The sequence below is a fragment of the Streptomyces sp. NPDC002619 genome, assembly GCF_042889305.1.
Taxonomy (GTDB): domain Bacteria; phylum Actinomycetota; class Actinomycetes; order Streptomycetales; family Streptomycetaceae; genus Streptomyces.
The window spans coordinates 46,050-60,947 of record NZ_JBIAQV010000022.1 but is presented as its reverse complement, the minus strand read 5'-3'; the positions used below and the strand labels follow the sequence as shown (position 1 = coordinate 60,947).

The 14,898-nt window shown below is 71.8% G+C and carries 16 protein-coding genes and 1 pseudogene; 10 read left to right on the top strand and 7 right to left on the bottom strand.

What is annotated here, in order from left to right; translation table 11 throughout:
• Positions 1–80: 80 nt before the first annotated feature.
• A complete protein-coding gene (locus ACFYXB_RS28720; protein WP_389587230.1) occupies positions 81–1,010 on the top strand; it encodes a 1-phosphofructokinase family hexose kinase in 930 nt (309 codons plus the stop codon).
• A 15-nt stretch (positions 1,011–1,025) separates the two neighbouring features.
• Here ACFYXB_RS28720 and ACFYXB_RS28715 read toward each other — a convergent pair whose 3' ends face one another.
• Together ACFYXB_RS28715 and cdgB are read right to left on the bottom strand one after the other, a co-directional pair.
• A complete protein-coding gene (locus ACFYXB_RS28715) occupies positions 1,026–2,024 on the bottom strand; it encodes a carbohydrate-binding protein (protein ID WP_389587228.1) in 999 nt (332 codons plus the stop codon).
• 117 nt (positions 2,025–2,141) lie between these two features.
• Complete coding sequence (gene cdgB, locus ACFYXB_RS28710) at positions 2,142–3,797, bottom strand: diguanylate cyclase CdgB (protein ID WP_389587226.1); 1,656 nt, start codon at positions 3,795–3,797, stop codon at positions 2,142–2,144.
• Positions 3,798–4,212: 415 nt separating this feature from the next.
• Between cdgB and ACFYXB_RS28705 the strand changes: the two genes are divergently transcribed.
• A complete protein-coding gene (locus ACFYXB_RS28705; RefSeq protein ID WP_389587224.1) occupies positions 4,213–4,731 on the top strand; it encodes a flavin reductase family protein in 519 nt (172 codons plus the stop codon).
• 67 nt (positions 4,732–4,798) lie between these two features.
• The gene (locus ACFYXB_RS28700; RefSeq protein WP_389587222.1) at positions 4,799–5,260 is read left to right on the top strand and encodes a GNAT family N-acetyltransferase; all 462 of its coding nucleotides are present in this window, start codon (positions 4,799–4,801) and stop codon (positions 5,258–5,260) included.
• A 15-nt stretch (positions 5,261–5,275) separates the two neighbouring features.
• Here the strand turns inward: ACFYXB_RS28700 and ACFYXB_RS28695 are convergent, their stop codons facing one another.
• Positions 5,276–6,115 carry a sigma-70 family RNA polymerase sigma factor gene (locus tag ACFYXB_RS28695; protein ID WP_389587220.1) on the bottom strand — a complete coding sequence of 280 codons (840 nt, stop codon included), beginning with the start codon at positions 6,113–6,115 and terminating at the stop codon, positions 5,276–5,278.
• Between the two features lie 123 nt (positions 6,116–6,238).
• On the bottom strand, positions 6,239–6,709 hold the full coding sequence (gene arfB / locus ACFYXB_RS28690; protein ID WP_389587218.1) for an alternative ribosome rescue aminoacyl-tRNA hydrolase ArfB: 471 nt from the start codon (positions 6,707–6,709) through the stop codon (positions 6,239–6,241).
• A 164-nt stretch (positions 6,710–6,873) separates the two neighbouring features.
• On the opposite strand from arfB, the gene ACFYXB_RS28685 reads away from it, so the two are divergent.
• From ACFYXB_RS28685 to ACFYXB_RS28675, 3 genes are all read left to right on the top strand, one after another.
• Positions 6,874–7,449, top strand: a complete 576-nt coding sequence (locus ACFYXB_RS28685) for a TerD family protein (protein ID WP_389587216.1) — start codon at positions 6,874–6,876, stop codon at positions 7,447–7,449.
• Positions 7,450–7,561: 112 nt separating this feature from the next.
• Positions 7,562–7,927, top strand: coding sequence for a hypothetical protein (locus ACFYXB_RS28680; RefSeq protein ID WP_389587214.1), 366 nt, complete (start codon positions 7,562–7,564; stop codon positions 7,925–7,927).
• Positions 7,928–7,993: 66 nt separating this feature from the next.
• On the top strand, positions 7,994–8,959 hold the full coding sequence (locus ACFYXB_RS28675) for a GNAT family N-acetyltransferase (protein WP_389587212.1): 966 nt from the start codon (positions 7,994–7,996) through the stop codon (positions 8,957–8,959).
• A gap of 109 nt (positions 8,960–9,068) precedes the next feature.
• Here the strand turns inward: ACFYXB_RS28675 and ACFYXB_RS28670 are convergent.
• Positions 9,069–9,266 (bottom strand): annotated as a pseudogene (locus ACFYXB_RS28670) (heme-binding protein); the annotation flags it as partial.
• 41 nt (positions 9,267–9,307) lie between these two features.
• Between ACFYXB_RS28670 and ACFYXB_RS28665 the strand changes: the two are divergent.
• Complete coding sequence (locus ACFYXB_RS28665; protein WP_351355521.1) at positions 9,308–9,808, top strand: hypothetical protein; 501 nt, start codon at positions 9,308–9,310, stop codon at positions 9,806–9,808.
• Positions 9,809–9,817: 9 nt separating this feature from the next.
• Here the strand turns inward: ACFYXB_RS28665 and ACFYXB_RS28660 are convergent, their stop codons facing one another.
• Positions 9,818–10,510 (bottom strand): pentapeptide repeat-containing protein, encoded by a 693-nt coding sequence (locus tag ACFYXB_RS28660; protein ID WP_389587209.1) that lies wholly within the window; start codon positions 10,508–10,510, stop codon positions 9,818–9,820.
• 140 nt (positions 10,511–10,650) lie between these two features.
• Between ACFYXB_RS28660 and ACFYXB_RS28655 the strand changes: the two genes are divergently transcribed.
• The 3 genes from ACFYXB_RS28655 to ACFYXB_RS28645 are packed head-to-tail and all read left to right on the top strand — an operon-like array spanning position 10,651 to position 14,392.
• Positions 10,651–11,805, top strand: a complete 1,155-nt coding sequence (locus ACFYXB_RS28655) for an FAD-dependent oxidoreductase (protein ID WP_389587207.1) — start codon at positions 10,651–10,653, stop codon at positions 11,803–11,805.
• A gap of 53 nt (positions 11,806–11,858) precedes the next feature.
• Complete coding sequence (locus tag ACFYXB_RS28650) at positions 11,859–12,839, top strand: zinc-binding dehydrogenase (RefSeq protein WP_389587205.1); 981 nt, start codon at positions 11,859–11,861, stop codon at positions 12,837–12,839.
• 56 nt (positions 12,840–12,895) lie between these two features.
• The gene (locus ACFYXB_RS28645) at positions 12,896–14,392 is read left to right on the top strand and encodes an MFS transporter (protein ID WP_389587203.1); all 1,497 of its coding nucleotides are present in this window, start codon (positions 12,896–12,898) and stop codon (positions 14,390–14,392) included.
• Between the two features lie 11 nt (positions 14,393–14,403).
• Here the strand turns inward: ACFYXB_RS28645 and ACFYXB_RS28640 are convergent, their stop codons facing one another.
• The gene (locus ACFYXB_RS28640; protein WP_389587201.1) at positions 14,404–14,886 is read right to left on the bottom strand and encodes a GNAT family N-acetyltransferase; all 483 of its coding nucleotides are present in this window, start codon (positions 14,884–14,886) and stop codon (positions 14,404–14,406) included.
• Positions 14,887–14,898 lie beyond the last annotated feature (12 nt).

Sequence of the window (14,898 nt, the reverse complement as noted above, 5' to 3'; positions counted from 1 at the left end):
TGGGCCGGTCGCCGTCTCTTTGGCATGATCGGGGCGCGAACGCATGGCGAACACATGGAGTTTGAGGGAGGTCGGCCCGGGTGATCCTCACAGTCACGCTGAACACCGCTCTCGACCTCACCTATCGCGTACGGTCCCTGCGCCCGCACGCGTCGCACCGCGTCTCCGAGGTCGTCGAACGGCCCGGCGGCAAGGGCGTCAACGTGGCCCGGGTGCTCGCCGCCCTCGGGCACGAGGTGGCGGTCGCCGGGTTCGCGGGCGGCGGCACCGGGCGTGAGGTGCGCGAGCGGCTCGCCGGGACGGCGGGCATAGTGGACGCGCTGGTTCCGGTGGGCGGGGCGACGCGGCGCACGATCGCCGTGGTGGACGAGCGCACGGGCGACACGACCCAGCTCAACGAGCCCGGCCCGCAGGTGACTTCGGCCGAGTGGGCGGCCTTCCAGCGGTCGTACGAGGATCTGCTCGCCGCGGCCTCGGCGGTGGCCCTGTGCGGCAGTCTGCCGCCGGGGGTGCCCGTGGGCGCCTACGCGGGGCTCATACGGGTCGCGCGGGCGGCCGGGGTACCGGTGCTCCTGGACACCAGCGGGGAGCCGCTGCGGCGCGGTGTGGCGGCCCGCCCGGACGTCGTGAAGCCGAACGCCGAGGAACTGGCCGAACTCACCGGCTCCCACGAGCCGTTGCGCGCGGCCCGGGACGCCCGCCGGCGCGGCGCGCACGCGGTGGTCGCCTCCCTCGGCGTGGACGGCCTGCTGGCCCACACACCCGAGGGGCGCTGGCGCGCCGCCCCGCCCACGCGGCTGCACGGCAATCCGACGGGCGCGGGCGACTCGGCGGTGGCGGGCCTGCTGTCGGGCCTGGCGGACGGCCTGCCCTGGCCCGAGCGCCTGGCGCGCGCGGTCGCCCTGTCGGCGGCGACCGTACTGGCCCCCGCGGCGGGCGAGTTCGACCGCACGGCGTACGAGGAGCTGCTGGGCCGGGTGGCGGTGACCGGGGAGGTCACCGCCGCTTGACGCATCCCGTGGCCGTCAGTTCTTGACCTGGCCCTGCTTCAGCCACAGCTGGTCGAGGAGGATGTCGCACTTGTCGCCGGCCTGGCAGGACAGCGAGACGACGTTCGTGCCCTTGTTCAGGGTCGGATAGGCGAAGGTCTTGGTCCAGGCCTTCGAAGGGTCGTTGTTGTGCGTGAAGTTGGAGAGGTTCAGCTTGCTGCCGAACGGCTTGCCGTTGACGCTCAGCGTCATCGACTGGTCCTCACCGGCCGCGCTGTAGCGCACGAAGAGCGTGTACAAGCCGTTCGCGGGGATGTTGTCGACGGTCCAGGTGACCGACGAGCCGACCGAGTTGAGACCGCCCACATAGGTGCCGCCCGACGACTCGGCGCCCTGGACGTCCGCGGCCAGAGCGGCGGTGCCGGCCAGCTGGAGCGCCTTGGCGTCGATCTTCGGCAGCTCCGCGGGCGCCGCCGAGTGGCTGCCCGACGTGCTCGGCTCGGCGCTCTGGGACTGGGCCGGGGCGGTGCCGCCGGCCTGGTCGCCGGACTTCTTGTCGTCCGAGTTGCCGTTGATCATGGCGACGCTGATGCCGATGACGACCGCGGCGACCACCGCGATCGCGCCGATCAGCAGACCCTTGGTGTTGGGCCCGCCCGTCCCGCGCCCCCGGCCGCCGCCCTGTGGCCCCGGCTGCTGGGTGGTCGGCGCGCTGCCGGGGAAGGTCTCCGGCGCCTGGTAGTGGGCGTTCGGCTGACCGTAGCCACCCTGCTGCTGGCCGTAGTCACCCGTCTGCTGGCCGTACCCGCCCTGCGGCTGCGGGACGGTCTGCTGGCCGCCGTACGAGGGCTGCTGCGGGGGCTGGCCGCCGTACTGGCGCTCGCCGACCGCGCGCACCCTGCTCCTGCTGACCGAGTTCGGGTAGCCGTAGCCACCTGACGGCGGCTGGGCTCCTCGGGCCTGCCCGTCGGCGTACAGATAGCCGAACGGGTCCTCGTCCTCGGGCGTGCTCGCGCCGTTGTTGCCGGGCGTCATCCCTTGGTACTCCTCAACAGGTGCGGCGGATGCGGTACAGCTTCAGAAGAGCGAGCCTACCCGCTCCGGCTGGCCCAAACAGGTGACTCAGCACTCATTGCACCGCTGACCTGGGGGTCATCCCGCCCGCCTGTGCTGTTTGGGACGAGATCGTTTCTCGACGTACATCCGCTCGTCGGCGGATTTCAACACTTCGTCCGCCGTCATGCCGCAGTGGGCCCATCCGATGCCGAAACTGGCGCCCACCCGCACGGCCCGTCCCTCGGCCCGGATGGGCTGGATGATCTCGTTCCGCAGCCGTACGGCCAGGTCCTGGGCGTCGGCCTTGCCGAGCCCGTCGGCGAGGATCACGAACTCGTCGCCGCCGAGCCGGGCCACCATGTCGCCGTCCCGCACGCCCCGGGACAGCCGCCGGGCGACCTCGATGAGGACCGCGTCGCCCGCGTTGTGCCCGAACCGGTCGTTGATCGACTTGAAGCCGTCGAGGTCGCAGAAGAGGACCGCGAGCCCCTTGGTGCCGTCGTCCTGGCCGCCCTCGGGGGCGACGGTGTGCACATGGTGGTCGAAGCCGTCGTACGTCTCCGCGCCACCGCTCGACGCGAAGTCGAAGCCGTGGCCGTTGACGTCGAAGGCGGGGTGGCCGTAGGCCGCGTCCAGGGACTCGATGACGCCGGCGGTCGTGGGGCGCTGACAGAGCCGGGCGGACAGGCGTGAGCGCAGCTCGGCGGAGTTCGGAAGGCCGGTGAGGGAGTCGTGGGAGGCGCGGTGGGCGAGCTGGAGCTCCCGGCGCTTGCGCTCCTCTATGTCCTCGACGTGGGTGAGGAGGAACCGGGGGCCGTCGGCCGCGTCGGCGACGACGGAGTTGCGCAGGGACACCCAGACGTAGGAGCCGTCCCGGCGGCCGAGACGGAGTTCCGCGCGCCCGCCCTCCGCCGAGGTGCGCAGCAGGGTGCCGATGTCCTCGGGATGGACGAGGTCGGAGAACGAGTAGCGGCGCATCGCGGAGGCGGGGCGGCCCAGGAGGCGGCACAGCGCGTCGTTGGTACGCAGGATGCGGCCGTGCTGGTCGCCGCCCATCTCGGCGATCGCCATGCCGGAGGGGGCGTACTCGAACGCCTGACGGAAGCTTTCCTCGCTGGCGCGCAGCGCCTGCTGCTCCCGCTCCAGGCGGACTAGGGCGCGCTGCATATTTGCACGTAGACGCGCGTTGCTAATGGCGATGGCGGCCTGGAACGCGTACACCTGCAAGGCCTCGCGCCCCCAGGCGCCGGGGTGGCGGCCGTTGCGCGGGCGGTCCACCGAGATCACGCCGAGCAGTTCACCGGAGGAGCCCTGCACACCGGGCGTGTACATCGGCGCGAAGAGCCGGTCGGAGGGATGCCACTCGTCCTCGAAGCGGGGCGCCGGGCCGTCGGTGAACCACTGCGGTACGTCGTCCTCGTCGAGGACCCAGCCCTCGGTGTGCGGTATGAACCTGAGGTCGCCCCAGGCCTCGCCCATGCTCAGCCGGCGCTCCCAGGAGACGCGCGAACCGACACGGCCGGTGACGAGGGCCTCGGCGGCGGAGTTGCCGGAGAAGGCGGCGACGACGAGGTCGCCGTCGGGGCGCACGAGGTTGACGCACGCCATCTCGTACCCGAGGGCGCTGACCGCGCCGTCGGCCACGGTCTGCAGTGTGTCCGCCAGGCTGCGTGCCGTGTTCATGTCGGCCATGACCTGGTGCAGTTGCCGCAGGGACGCAAGACGGACGTACGGCTCCGACTCGGTCTCCATGCTCGCCCTCCCCCCGAGACCTCGCAGCGAATGAAGGGTTGTCTCCGGCGCTTGTAGTCAGTGGTGCCCTTGCCATGCTCTTGCAGGTTTCCCCGCCACTGAATCACAGCGCGCTCCCCACTCGGTACACAGGGTCAACAATTCATGGCCCTTGTGACTCAAGTCACAGGAGAACGTGAACAATTGAGTAGAGCTTCCGTGTTTTCCCTGTGCGTTTACGAAAGGAAGGCCAAGCGGGAGTGCGGACATCGTGCACGAACCGTCACCACCGGTCGTCCCATGGTCCTAGGACCGGACTCGGGCGGAGGCCCGATGCGGTCCGTGCGGGGCGAACACTAGCGTTTCCGCCGTGCCGAACAACCCCGCTCCACAGCGTTCCCAGACCCTGACTGCCACCCCCGGGCATCCTGTGGGGGTGAGCAACGACGAGTTCCGGGCCGCCATGTCCCGGCTGGCCGCGGGCGTGGTCCTGGTGACCGCGCAGGAGCCGCCGCTCGACCCGGACGACCCCTCGGCACCGGTCGGCGAGGACGTCGGCATGACGGCGACGGCGTTCCTGTCCGTGTCGCTGGACCCGCCGCTGGTGCTGGTCAGCCTGCGTGAGGGCTCCCGCATGGACGACCTGCTCGACGAGCAGCCCCTGTGGGCGGTCTCCGTCCTCTCCGAGAGCCAGCGGCACATCGCGGGCCGCTTCGCCATGCGGGGCCGTATCAGCGACCGGCTCCTGTTCGAGGACATCGCGTACGTCCGCGGGGAGGCGTCCGGCGCTCTTGTGGTGGGCGGCGCCCTGGCGACCCTCGAGTGCCGCACCGAACAGCGAGTGACGGCCGGGGACCACACGCTGGTGATCGGGCGGGTGCTGACCGCGCGGGTGCCCAGCGCGGACGGGGGGCCGCTGCTGTATTTCCGGGGCCGGTACCGGCAGTTGGGATAAAAGCCGTCGAGAGGGACGCGGGGAAATTCCGTGGCGATTGTGTGAACCGCCCGCCTAATGTGCGCGGATGATGCCTCGCCTGGAAGAAGTCACACCGCGGAATTTCGAAGCCGCCCTCGGCATCGAGATCCGGCCGGACCAGCGGCACGCGGTCGAACCGGTGGTGCACTCGCTGGCGGAGGCATTCGTGCATCCGGTCGGGGTCGCCTGGCCGCGGCTGATCGTCGACGCCGACCGTCCGGTCGGCTTCCTGATGGCCTTCCTCGACATCGACTGGCTCGGGGACGGCACCGTGCGCCGCTCGGGCCTGTGGCGCCTGAACATCGCCGACGAGGCACAGGGCCGGGGGTACGGCCGTTTCGCGGTCGACTCCGTGGCCGCCGAGATCCGCCGCCGGGGCGGCACACGGCTGTACGTCACCTGGCACCCCGGTCCCACCGGCCCGGAGGGCTTCTACGGCGCCCTGGGCTTCCGCACGACCGGGGAGACGAGCGGTGGGCAGACGGTGGGCGTACTGGACCTGGCGTAGCCCCGGAGCGGCCCCCTACACGAGGTCGATGTGGAGCTCCGACACCCGCTCCGGGGACAGGGCGACGTCGATGACCGTGATGCGGTCGTGGGCGAAGGTGAAGGTCAGGGCCCGTTCCGGGCGGCCGTCTTCGAGGACCACCAGGCCCGTCGCCCCGTCCACCAGGGCGGGGAGCGCCACCCGGGAGAAGCTCGCGAAGCGCCGCGCGCCGGCCGCGACCGCTACCGCGCCCGACGTCACCCCGCCCTCGCTGCGGGCCACCACGTCCGGGTCGAGCACCGCCAGCAACCCCTCGAGGTCACCCTCGCGCGCGGCGGCCAGAAAAGCGTCCACGACCTCCCGCTGCCGTACGAGGTCGGTGTCCGGGACCGGCGCCCCCCGCACCCGCCGCCTGGCCCGGCTGGCCAGCTGCCGCGCGGCCGCGGGCGAGCGCCCGAGGATCCCGGCGATCTCCTCGAACGGCACCGCGAACAGATCGTGCAGCACGAACGCGAGCCGCTCGGCAGGGCTGAGCGTGTCCAGGACGACGAGCAGGGCCACCCCGACCGAGTCGGCGAGCAGGGCGTCCTGCTCGGGGTCGAACGCCTCGGACGCCACCACGGGACCGGACTCCAGGGGCTCCTCCGCACGGGACCTGCGGGAGCGGAGCATGTCCAGACAGACCCGGCCGATCACGGTCGTCAGCCAGCCGCCCAGGTTCTCCACCGCCCCGGCGTCGGAGCGGCTGAGCCGGACCCAGGCCTCCTGCACCGCGTCGTCGGCCTCGGCGGTCGAGCCGAGCATGCGGTGGGCGACGGCTCGCAGACGGCTGCGGTGCGCCTCGAAGCGCTCGGCCAGGAACTCGTTCTCGCTCATCCGTGGTCACACCCGTCGTCGTGGTCCGTCGTCAGGGGTTTGACGGATCGGGGGGTGTGGTTTGTGACAGGGCGGGGCTACGGGCAGTGCTGTGGGCCGTACAGGACGGGGCCGCGGGCCGGACTACGTCCAGTCCCGCCCGGTCCGCCCGCGCTTCGTCTCCGAGCGCTGCTTCTTCTGCCGCAGCCGTCGTTCGTTGATCCCGCGCGGAATGCGGGTGGGCTTGCGCGGCTTGGGCGGGGGTGCGGTCGCCTCGGCCAGCAGGGCGGCCAGCCGTACGGCGGCGGCCTCGCGGTTGCGCCACTGCGAGCGGTGCTCGGACGAGCGCACGGTGATCACGCCGTCGACGAGCCGCCCGGCCAGCCGCTCCAGCGCGCGCTCCTTCCACACCTGCGGAAGCGCCTCGGTCTTCGCCAGGTCGAAACGCAGCTCCACCTGCGAGTCGCTGGTGTTGACGTGCTGCCCACCGGGCCCGGACGACCGCGAGAAACGCCACAGAAGCTCGGCCTCGGGGAGCGAGACGGAGCCGCGGATACTGTGTTTTCCGGGGGTCGAACCCCCAGACCCCCGAGAAGGACCGGACATGCCGTCCATGTTCCCGGGTGTGTCCCGTCCACGTCACCCGGTTTTCCCTCGGTAAAAAAGGTAAAGGCATCCGGAACCGGCGGGACCCCCCTCGACGTTGTCCCGGGTGACGGTAGCTTCGTCCCCAGTACGAAGCCTTACGTACGAAAAACGAGGGAAGGGACTCCCAAACCATGGCTGTAAGCCTGTCCAAGGGTGGCAACGTCTCGCTCACCAAGGAGGCTCCGGGCCTGACCGCCGTCACCGTGGGCCTCGGCTGGGACGTCCGCACCACCACCGGCACGGACTTCGACCTCGACGCCTCCGCCATCGCGGTCAACACGGAGGGCAAGGTCTACTCGGACGGACACTTCGTCTTCTTCAACAACAAGCAGACCCCGGACAACTCGATCGTCCACACGGGCGACAACCGCACCGGCGAGGGCGCGGGCGACGACGAGGCGATCAACGTCAACCTGGCCGCGCTCCAGGCCGACATCGACAAGATCGTGTTCCCGGTCTCCATCTACGACGCCGAGAACCGCGGCCAGAACTTCGGCCAGGTCCGCAACGCGTACATCCGCATCGTCAACCAGGCCGGCGGCGCCGAGATCGCGCGCTACGACCTGTCGGAGGACGCGGCCACCGAGACGGCGATGGTCTTCGGCGAGCTGTACCGCAACGGCGCGGAGTGGAAGTTCCGCGCGGTCGGCCAGGGCTACGCCTCGGGCCTGGTGGGCATCGCGCAGGACTTCGGCGTGAACGTCTGACGTACCGCGCAGGCAGATTGAGGGCCCCCGGCGAAAGCCGGGGGCCCTTCTGTGTCACGCGGCGATGTGGCCGGTTTCGTTCGCTCCACTCCTCACCGAACGTGTCCGCATAGTGGCCGGCCGCCTCCGCGCTCGGCGGCGTGTCGTCGCCCTCGCGGGGCCGGCCCTCACCGGCGCGGGGTTCTCCGTCTGGGGCGTGGCCACGACGTCGTGGCGGCAGCGGCTGACCCCCGACCACCTCCGGGGTCGGGCGGATGCCCTGCACCGGATGATCTCCTTGGGCATCAACCCGGTCGGGAGTGTCCTCGGCGGACCGATGGCCGCCCGCTGTGGCAGCCGGCTGCCGTTCTTCCTGGTCGGCTGCACGCCGCTCCTCCTGATCCCGCTGTTCCTACGGCGTATCGACTGCCCCGAGGACCGCGCGGTCCCGGTCGACGCTGCGACGGCCACGGAGGCCACCGCGGAACCGGCCGGCTGACCGCGGGCAACCTTGTGCCAAGGCTGGTCAGCCGCGCCCCGCTCCACCGCCCAGTACCGTGCAACCGTGATCCTCGAGCCGCTGCACCTCACCCCCGACCACGACATCCCGCTCCCCCTCCTCACCGAACTCACCGCGCTCTACGCCTCCAACCGGGAGTTCCACGCGCTCAGCGGTGACTTTCCCGACCCGGACGACGTCACGACCGAGCAGGTGGCGACGGCGCTGGCCGACGAGTTGGCGCACCCGGATGCGGAGGTGCTGCTGGCGCGCAGCGAGGGGCGGCTGGTCGGGGTCGCGGTGACCCTCGCCCACCACCCGGACCCGGCCGACCCGGATCCTTGGATCGGGCTGCTGATGGTGGACGCGACCGTGCAGGGCCGCGGGCACGGGCGGCGGATCGCCGAGCAGGTCGAGGAACGGTTCCGCGCCGGGGGCCGTACGGCCGTACGCCTCGCCGTTCTCGACAACAACCCGAAGGGGCTGGCCTTCTGGACCGCCCTCGGATACGAGGTCGTCGACCGGCGGCCGGACCGCGCGCTCGGTCGGCCCTGCGCCGTCCTGCGCAAGGTGTTGCGGACTCCGCGGCAGGCGGCCAGGGTCGCCGTGGTGGACCCGGAGGGCGCGGTGTTCCTGTTCCGGTACGACAACGTCGAGGTCGGCGTGCACTGGGCGCTGCCCGGCGGTGGGTTGGAGGCCGACGAAGGCCCGCGCGAGGGCGCGCTGCGTGAGGTGCGCGAGGAGACCGGCTGGACCGATCTGGAGCCGGGGTCCCTGCTGTGCACATGGGAACACGACTTCACGCACTCCAGCATCCCGGTGCACCAGCACGAGCACGTCTATGTCACCCGAGGTCCGCACCGCGAGCTCGCCGGCCCCCAACTGGCCGCCGCGCACGCCGCGGACGGCATCCTCACCTGGCGCTGGTGGACCCGTAAGGAACTCGCCGAGGAGCGCGAGCCGGTGTGGCCGCCCGGTCTCGCCGGGCTGCTGGACGAGTGGGAGGCGCAGGGCCGGGGACGAACCGACTGACCCTCACCTCTGCCCGGCCGAACGCCGGGTGTGGACAACGCCTACCGTCGGGGTCGGTGATCGTGCTCGGGGTGCCCGCGTAGCGCACGGTGGTGCGGAACGTCTCGCCCTTGTCCAGCTCGGAGGTGGGCGTGTTCCAGGACACGGCGGTGTACGCCTCGCGCTCGGCCGACTCGTACGACTGCGGGCCCGCGCCGTCGCCACGGAGCATGACGACCGTGTTGCCGCTGCGGTCCACGACGGCGACGGTGACGCGCTGGTTCTGCTTCTCGGCGGCGTCGTTCGCGGCCCGCGCGGCCCGGGTGGCCGGCGCCGCGGCGGTCCCGCCGCCGTGACACCATCACACCCGTGCTCGACATCGGCTACGCCCTCTCCAACCGCTTCCCGGACCCTCCGCAGACCGACTACCGCCGTGCGGACGTCCACGCTCTGCGGCACGACCTGTTCTGCGGGGACGTCTATCTCGCCGACACCAAGTCGGACCGCGAGCTGTCCACAGCCTGGGGATGGGTGCCGGTGCTCGACTTCGCATGGGCGCTGTGCGACATCGTGGAGCGGCTGGACCGGGATCCGGCGGGCTCGCGCGCGTCCCGTCCCCAACGGGCGGAACTGGACTTCACGGAGTCGACCGACCGCATGCTCTTCGAGCGCCGCTTCGGCTGGGTGGACGTGGAAGCCGACTGGATGCCCGCGGAGGAGGCCCCGCTCACCTTCCCGCACACCGAACTGCGGCGGGAGGCACGGGACTTCCTGCACGACCTGATCGCGGACCTCACCGACCTCCATGAGGACCTGTCGGAGAACCCGGCGATCTGGACGCTGCAGGCCCGCTTTCCCCGGGTGCCGTGAGCAGCTCGCTCATTCCACCCTGATCCCCAGCTCCGCCGCCAACACCGGTGCCAGATCCAGCAGTTGCCCGGTACTGATCACCGCCCCCGCCAGCCGCTCCACCCCCCTCGCGATCTCCAGCGAAACGGCCCCGCGCAGGTCCACGTCCTTGAGTGTCGCCCCGCCGAGGTCCACGCCCTTGAGGGCGCAGTCCATAAACTCGACGCGCTCCAGGTGGGCGCCGCCGAAGTCGGGCTCGACCAGGACGCAGCCCTCGAAGACGACGTCCCTGAGCCTGGCCTTGCGGAGGTTGAGGTAGTCGATCTTCCCGCCTCTGACGACTACCCGCTCCAGGACGGCGCCGTGGAGCTGGGTGCCGCCCAGGCGGGCCTCGGTCAGTTCGACGTCGCGCAGGGTGGACTCGGCGAGGTCGGTGCCCACACCCCGGACCGCCGTGAGGGCCGTATCAAAGATGCGGGCATGGCGCAGTCTCGTCTCGTCGAGCGCGCAGCCCGTCAGCGCGCAGTCCATGAAGCGGGCCCCGGCCCCGTCCTGGCCGGTGAAATCCACCTCCCGGAACGCGAGTCCGTCGTAGTCCCCGTCCGGCTCCAACTCCGCCCCGCCATACGCCTCCAGCGGCGGCAGCCGCAGCTCCGGACGGCGGGCCGCGCGGACGCCGCTCCCGCCCGCTCCACCCGTTCCTCCAGTCGCTCTCCTCGCCATGCCCCCCATGCTGCACCCCTCCACTGACAATCGCCCCGACCTGCGAGAACCCATCTCGCCATCGGCTGATGTCACATTCCGCGGCACTCGACCCGTCATAGCCACGGAAAGTCGACCCGAGCAGAGGGAGACCCCCAGCCATGCACCGCATCACCGTCGTCGGCGGCGGCTTCGCCGGTCTCACCGCGGCCATCTCCGCCGCCGAGGCGGGCGCCAAGGTCACCGTGTACGAGGCCCACCACACCCTGGGCGGGCGGGCACGGACCGCGGAGGGGCCGTACCGGACGAACGAGGGCCCGCACGCCCTCTACAGCGGCGGCCCGCACTGGTCCTGGCTCAAGCAGCGCGGCCTCATCGGGCCGCCGGCCCCGAGTCCGCCCCTGGCCCGGCTCAGGCTCCGGCATCACGGAGTCCTGCGCCGCACCCCGCCGTTCGCGCTGCTCAAGCTGCTGCGCCGGGGCGCCCGGCAGGCGCCCGTCGACAGGGACTTCCTGAGCTGGGCGACCGAGGAGGCGGGCGAAGAGGGGGCACGGGCCGCCGCGCACTACTCGGCCGTGGCCCTCTTCCACCACGACCCGGGCGCCCTGTCCGCCGCGTTCGTGCAGGAGCGGCTGCGCCGGGCGGCCAGACTGCCGATCGAGGCGCACTGTCCGCGTGGCGGCTGGGCCACCGTCATCGACCGGATGGCCGCGCGGGCCTGGAACCTCGGGGTAAGGATGGAGACCCTGTCCCGCGTCGACACCCTGCCGACGGACACGCCCGTCGTCGTCGCCACCTCGCTGGACGCGGCCCGCCGGCTGCTCGGTGACGACTCGCTGACCTGGACCGGCGGCCGTACGGCCCTCATCGATCTGGCCGTGCGGACGCGGCGCGGTGACGCCTTCGCCGTGTCCGACCTGGACGCGCCGGGATGGATCGAACGGTTCACCGCACAGGACCGCTCCCTCGCTCCGGCCGGCGAGCAGCTGATCCAGGGGCAGTTCCCGATCGCCCCGCACGAGTCCCGCGCCGACGGCGCCACCCGCGCCGAACAGCTTCTGGACCTGGCGTTCGAGGGCTGGCGGGAGAGGGTGACCTGGCGTCGCGAGGCCGTGGCGAGCGGCCGTACCGGAGCCGTCGACCTGCCCGGCACCAGCTGGCGCGACCGGCCCGCCATCGACCGGGGCGACGGGGTCTATCTGGCCGGTGACCAGGTCGCCGCGCCGGGTGTGCTGTCGGAGGTGTCCTTCAACAGCGCCCTGACCGCCATGTCCCTGGCCCTCGGCCGGCACTCCCTTGACCTCAAGCACGCTTGAGGTCGAAGAGTGGATGGCCACAACAGCACGTACGTCTTGGGGGGGATTTGACCATGCACGCCATCCGTCTGCACGCCTTCGGCCCGGCCGAGAACCTCACCTATGAGCAGGTCGACGACCCTGCGCCCGGTCCGGGTCAGGTCCGTATCGCCGTCGCCGCCGCCGGTGTCCATCTGCTCGACACCGCCCTGCGCCAGGGCCACCGAGGCCCGCTGCCCGAGCTGCCCGCCCTGCCGACCGTGCCCGGCCGTGAGGTGGCCGGTGTCGTAGAAGCACTCGGCGAGGGGGTCGCCGAACTGTGGCTCGGCAGACGCGTGGTGGCCCATCTCGGGTTCGCGCCGGGCGGCTACGCCGAGTTGGCGGTCACCGACGTCGACCGCGTCCACGAACTGCCGCGGAACCTGGACTTCGCCGAGGCCGTCGCCATGATCGGCACGGGACGTACGGCGCTGGGGATCGTGCAGTTCGCCGAGCTGGGCCCGGACTCGGTGGCCGTCGTCCCGGCGGCCGCGGGGGGCCTGGGCACGCTGCTCGTGCAGTACGCCCGCAACGCCGGCGCCACCGTCGTCGGGCTCGCGGGCGGCACCGAAAAGGTCGCGCGGGTGCGGGACAACGGCGCCGATCTCGCCGTCGACTACACCGATCCCGCCTGGCCGGGGAAGGTCCGCGCGTATCTGGGCGGCCGGGTGGCCACCGTCGTGTTCGACGGCGTCGGCGGGGACGTCGCCCGCGAGGCGGTCGCACTGCTCGGCGACGGCGGCCGGCACCTCGTCTTCGGCTGGTCGGGCTCAGGCCTCGCCGACGGGCGGCCGTATCTCGTCGAGGGGGTCTCTCAACAGGTGCTCGGCCCGGCGATGTTCGCCCGCGTCGGCGGCCCCGACCCCCTGCGCGCCCTCGAGCTGCGCGCCCTCGTCGAGGCCGCCGAGGAACGCCTCACACCCGCGCTCACCCGCTTCCCGCTGGCCGGGGCGGCAGCCGCACACCGAGCACTCGAATCACGTCGAACCATTGGAAAGGTGGTCCTGGAACCGTGACCAGGAACAGCACATCCCGGGATGCGACGCCTCCCGTTTCGTGGTCTTCCGACCAGGTGAATATCACCCGAAAGGGTGAGCCCACCGGAGGAGCCGACCCCCGCCGCTGGTGGGGTCTCGTGGTCATCGCCCTCGCCCAGTTGATGGTGGTGCTGGACGCCACGATCGTGAACATCGCGCTCCCCTCCGCACAGCACGACCTGGGCATGTCCGACGCCAACCGCCAGTGGGTGATCACCGCCTACACCCTGGCCTTCGGCGGACTGCTCCTGCTGGGCGGCCGAATAGCCGATCTCGTCGGCCGCAAACGCACCTTCATCATCGGGCTGGTCGGCTTCGCGGCCGCCTCCGCGCTGGGCGGCGCCGCCACCGGCTCCGGCATGCTGTTCGGCGCCCGCGCCCTGCAGGGCGTCTTCGCGGCCGTCCTCGCGCCGGCCGCGCTCAGTCTGCTGACCACGACGTTCACCGACCCCCGCGAACGGGGCAAGGCCTTCGGCATCTACGGCGCCCTCGCGGGCAGCGGTTCGGCGATCGGGTTCATCGTCGGCGGTCTGCTCACCGAGTACCTGAACTGGCGCTGGTGCCTGTACGTCAACGTGCCCATCGCGATCGTCGCGGTCTTCGGCGCCTTCGCCCTGCTGCACGACCGCCCCCGCGCCGGCGGCGCCCGCCTCGACGTGCCCGGCGTCCTGCTGGGCTGCGGCGGACTGGTCGCGATCGTCTACGGCTTCAGCGAGGCCGAGCCGCGCGGCTGGAGCGACCCGCTGGTGCTGGCCCTGTTCGCGGGCGGCGCCTGTCTGCTCGCGGCGTTCGTGTGGTGGCAGACCCGGGCGCCCGTGCCGCTGCTCCCGCTGCACATCGTCAAGGACCGCAACCGCGCGGGCTGCTTCCTGACGATGGCACTGGCCGTGATCGGCATGTTCGGCCTGTTCCTCTTCATGACCTACTACCTCCAGGTCATCCTCGGCTACTCGCCCCTCAGGACGGGCCTGGCCTTCCTCCCGCTCACCGCCGCGATCATCGTCGGCTCCACGCAGATTTCCGCCCGGCTCCTGCAGCGGGTGGCCCCGCGCATGCTCATGGTCCCCGGCATGATCCTCGCGGCGAGCGGCATGCTGATCCTGACCCGGATGACGGTCGACTCCTCCTACGCCTCCGAGATCCTGCCCGCCCTGCTCCTGATGGGCCTCGGCATGGGCCTCACGTTCATGCCGGTGTTCGCGACGGCCACCGCGGGCGTCGCCCCGCAGGACTCCGGCGTCACCTCGGCGACCGTCAACACCGCCCAGCAGGTGGGCGGTTCGATCGGTACGGCCCTGCTCAACACGATCGCCACCACCAGCAGCGCCACCTACATCGCCGCGCACCTGCACAGCCCCGCGCAGAAGGCGGCCGTGTCCGCGGCGGGCGTGGTCCACGGGTACACGGTCGCCATCTGGTGGGCGGCCGGCGTGATGCTCCTGGCGGGCCTGGTCGCGGGCCTGATGGTCACACAGAAGGCGCCGGGGCAAGGTGCCCCGGCACAGGCACCCGTACCCGAGTCGGTGAGCTGAAGCGCCGCGGGTCAGTCACCTGACCCGCCCAGCTCGGCCAGCGCCCCGTCCGTCAGGCGGTACACCGTCCAGCCGTCCTGCGGGCGGGCGCCGAGGGCGTCGTAGAAGCCGATGGCGGGCTCGTTCCAGTCGAGCACCGACCACTCCAGACGCTCGTATCCGCGCTCCACGCACAGGCGGGCCAGCTCGGTCAGCAGGGCCCGGCCGTGCCCGGCGCCGCGGGCCTGCGGACGGACGTACAGGTCCTCCAGATAGATCCCGTGAACGCCGCGCCAGGTCGAGAAGTTCAGGAACCACAGAGCGCAGCCGACCGTCTCGCCGCTGGTGTCGTCCACCGCGACATGCGCGAAGACGGCCGGCCGCTCGCCGAAGAGCGCGTCGCGCAACTGCTCCTCGGTCGCCCGCGCCTCCTGCGGGGCCTTCTCGTAGGCGGCGAGTTCACGGATCAGGGCGAGGAGGGCGGGGACATCGGCGGGGGTCGCGGTGCGAATCATGGGGCGAGACTA

Excerpts from the sequence above, each read along its gene's own strand:
- ACFYXB_RS28715 (WP_389587228.1), bottom strand. The coding sequence starts at position 2,024 with ATGACGCCCGGCAACAACGGCGCGAGCACGCCCGAGGACGAGGACCCG.
- cdgB (WP_389587226.1), bottom strand. The coding sequence starts at position 3,797 with ATGGAGACCGAGTCGGAGCCGTACGTCCGTCTTGCGTCCCTGCGGCAA.
- ACFYXB_RS28700 (WP_389587222.1), top strand. The coding sequence starts at position 4,799 with ATGATGCCTCGCCTGGAAGAAGTCACACCGCGGAATTTCGAAGCCGCC.
- ACFYXB_RS28695 (WP_389587220.1), bottom strand. The coding sequence starts at position 6,115 with ATGAGCGAGAACGAGTTCCTGGCCGAGCGCTTCGAGGCGCACCGCAGC.
- arfB (WP_389587218.1), bottom strand. The coding sequence starts at position 6,709 with ATGGACGGCATGTCCGGTCCTTCTCGGGGGTCTGGGGGTTCGACCCCC.
- ACFYXB_RS28685 (WP_389587216.1), top strand. The coding sequence starts at position 6,874 with ATGGCTGTAAGCCTGTCCAAGGGTGGCAACGTCTCGCTCACCAAGGAG.
- ACFYXB_RS28660 (WP_389587209.1), bottom strand. The coding sequence starts at position 10,510 with ATGGCGAGGAGAGCGACTGGAGGAACGGGTGGAGCGGGCGGGAGCGGC.
- ACFYXB_RS28655 (WP_389587207.1), top strand. The coding sequence starts at position 10,651 with ATGCACCGCATCACCGTCGTCGGCGGCGGCTTCGCCGGTCTCACCGCG.
- ACFYXB_RS28650 (WP_389587205.1), top strand. The coding sequence starts at position 11,859 with ATGCACGCCATCCGTCTGCACGCCTTCGGCCCGGCCGAGAACCTCACC.
- ACFYXB_RS28640 (WP_389587201.1), bottom strand. The coding sequence starts at position 14,886 with ATGATTCGCACCGCGACCCCCGCCGATGTCCCCGCCCTCCTCGCCCTG.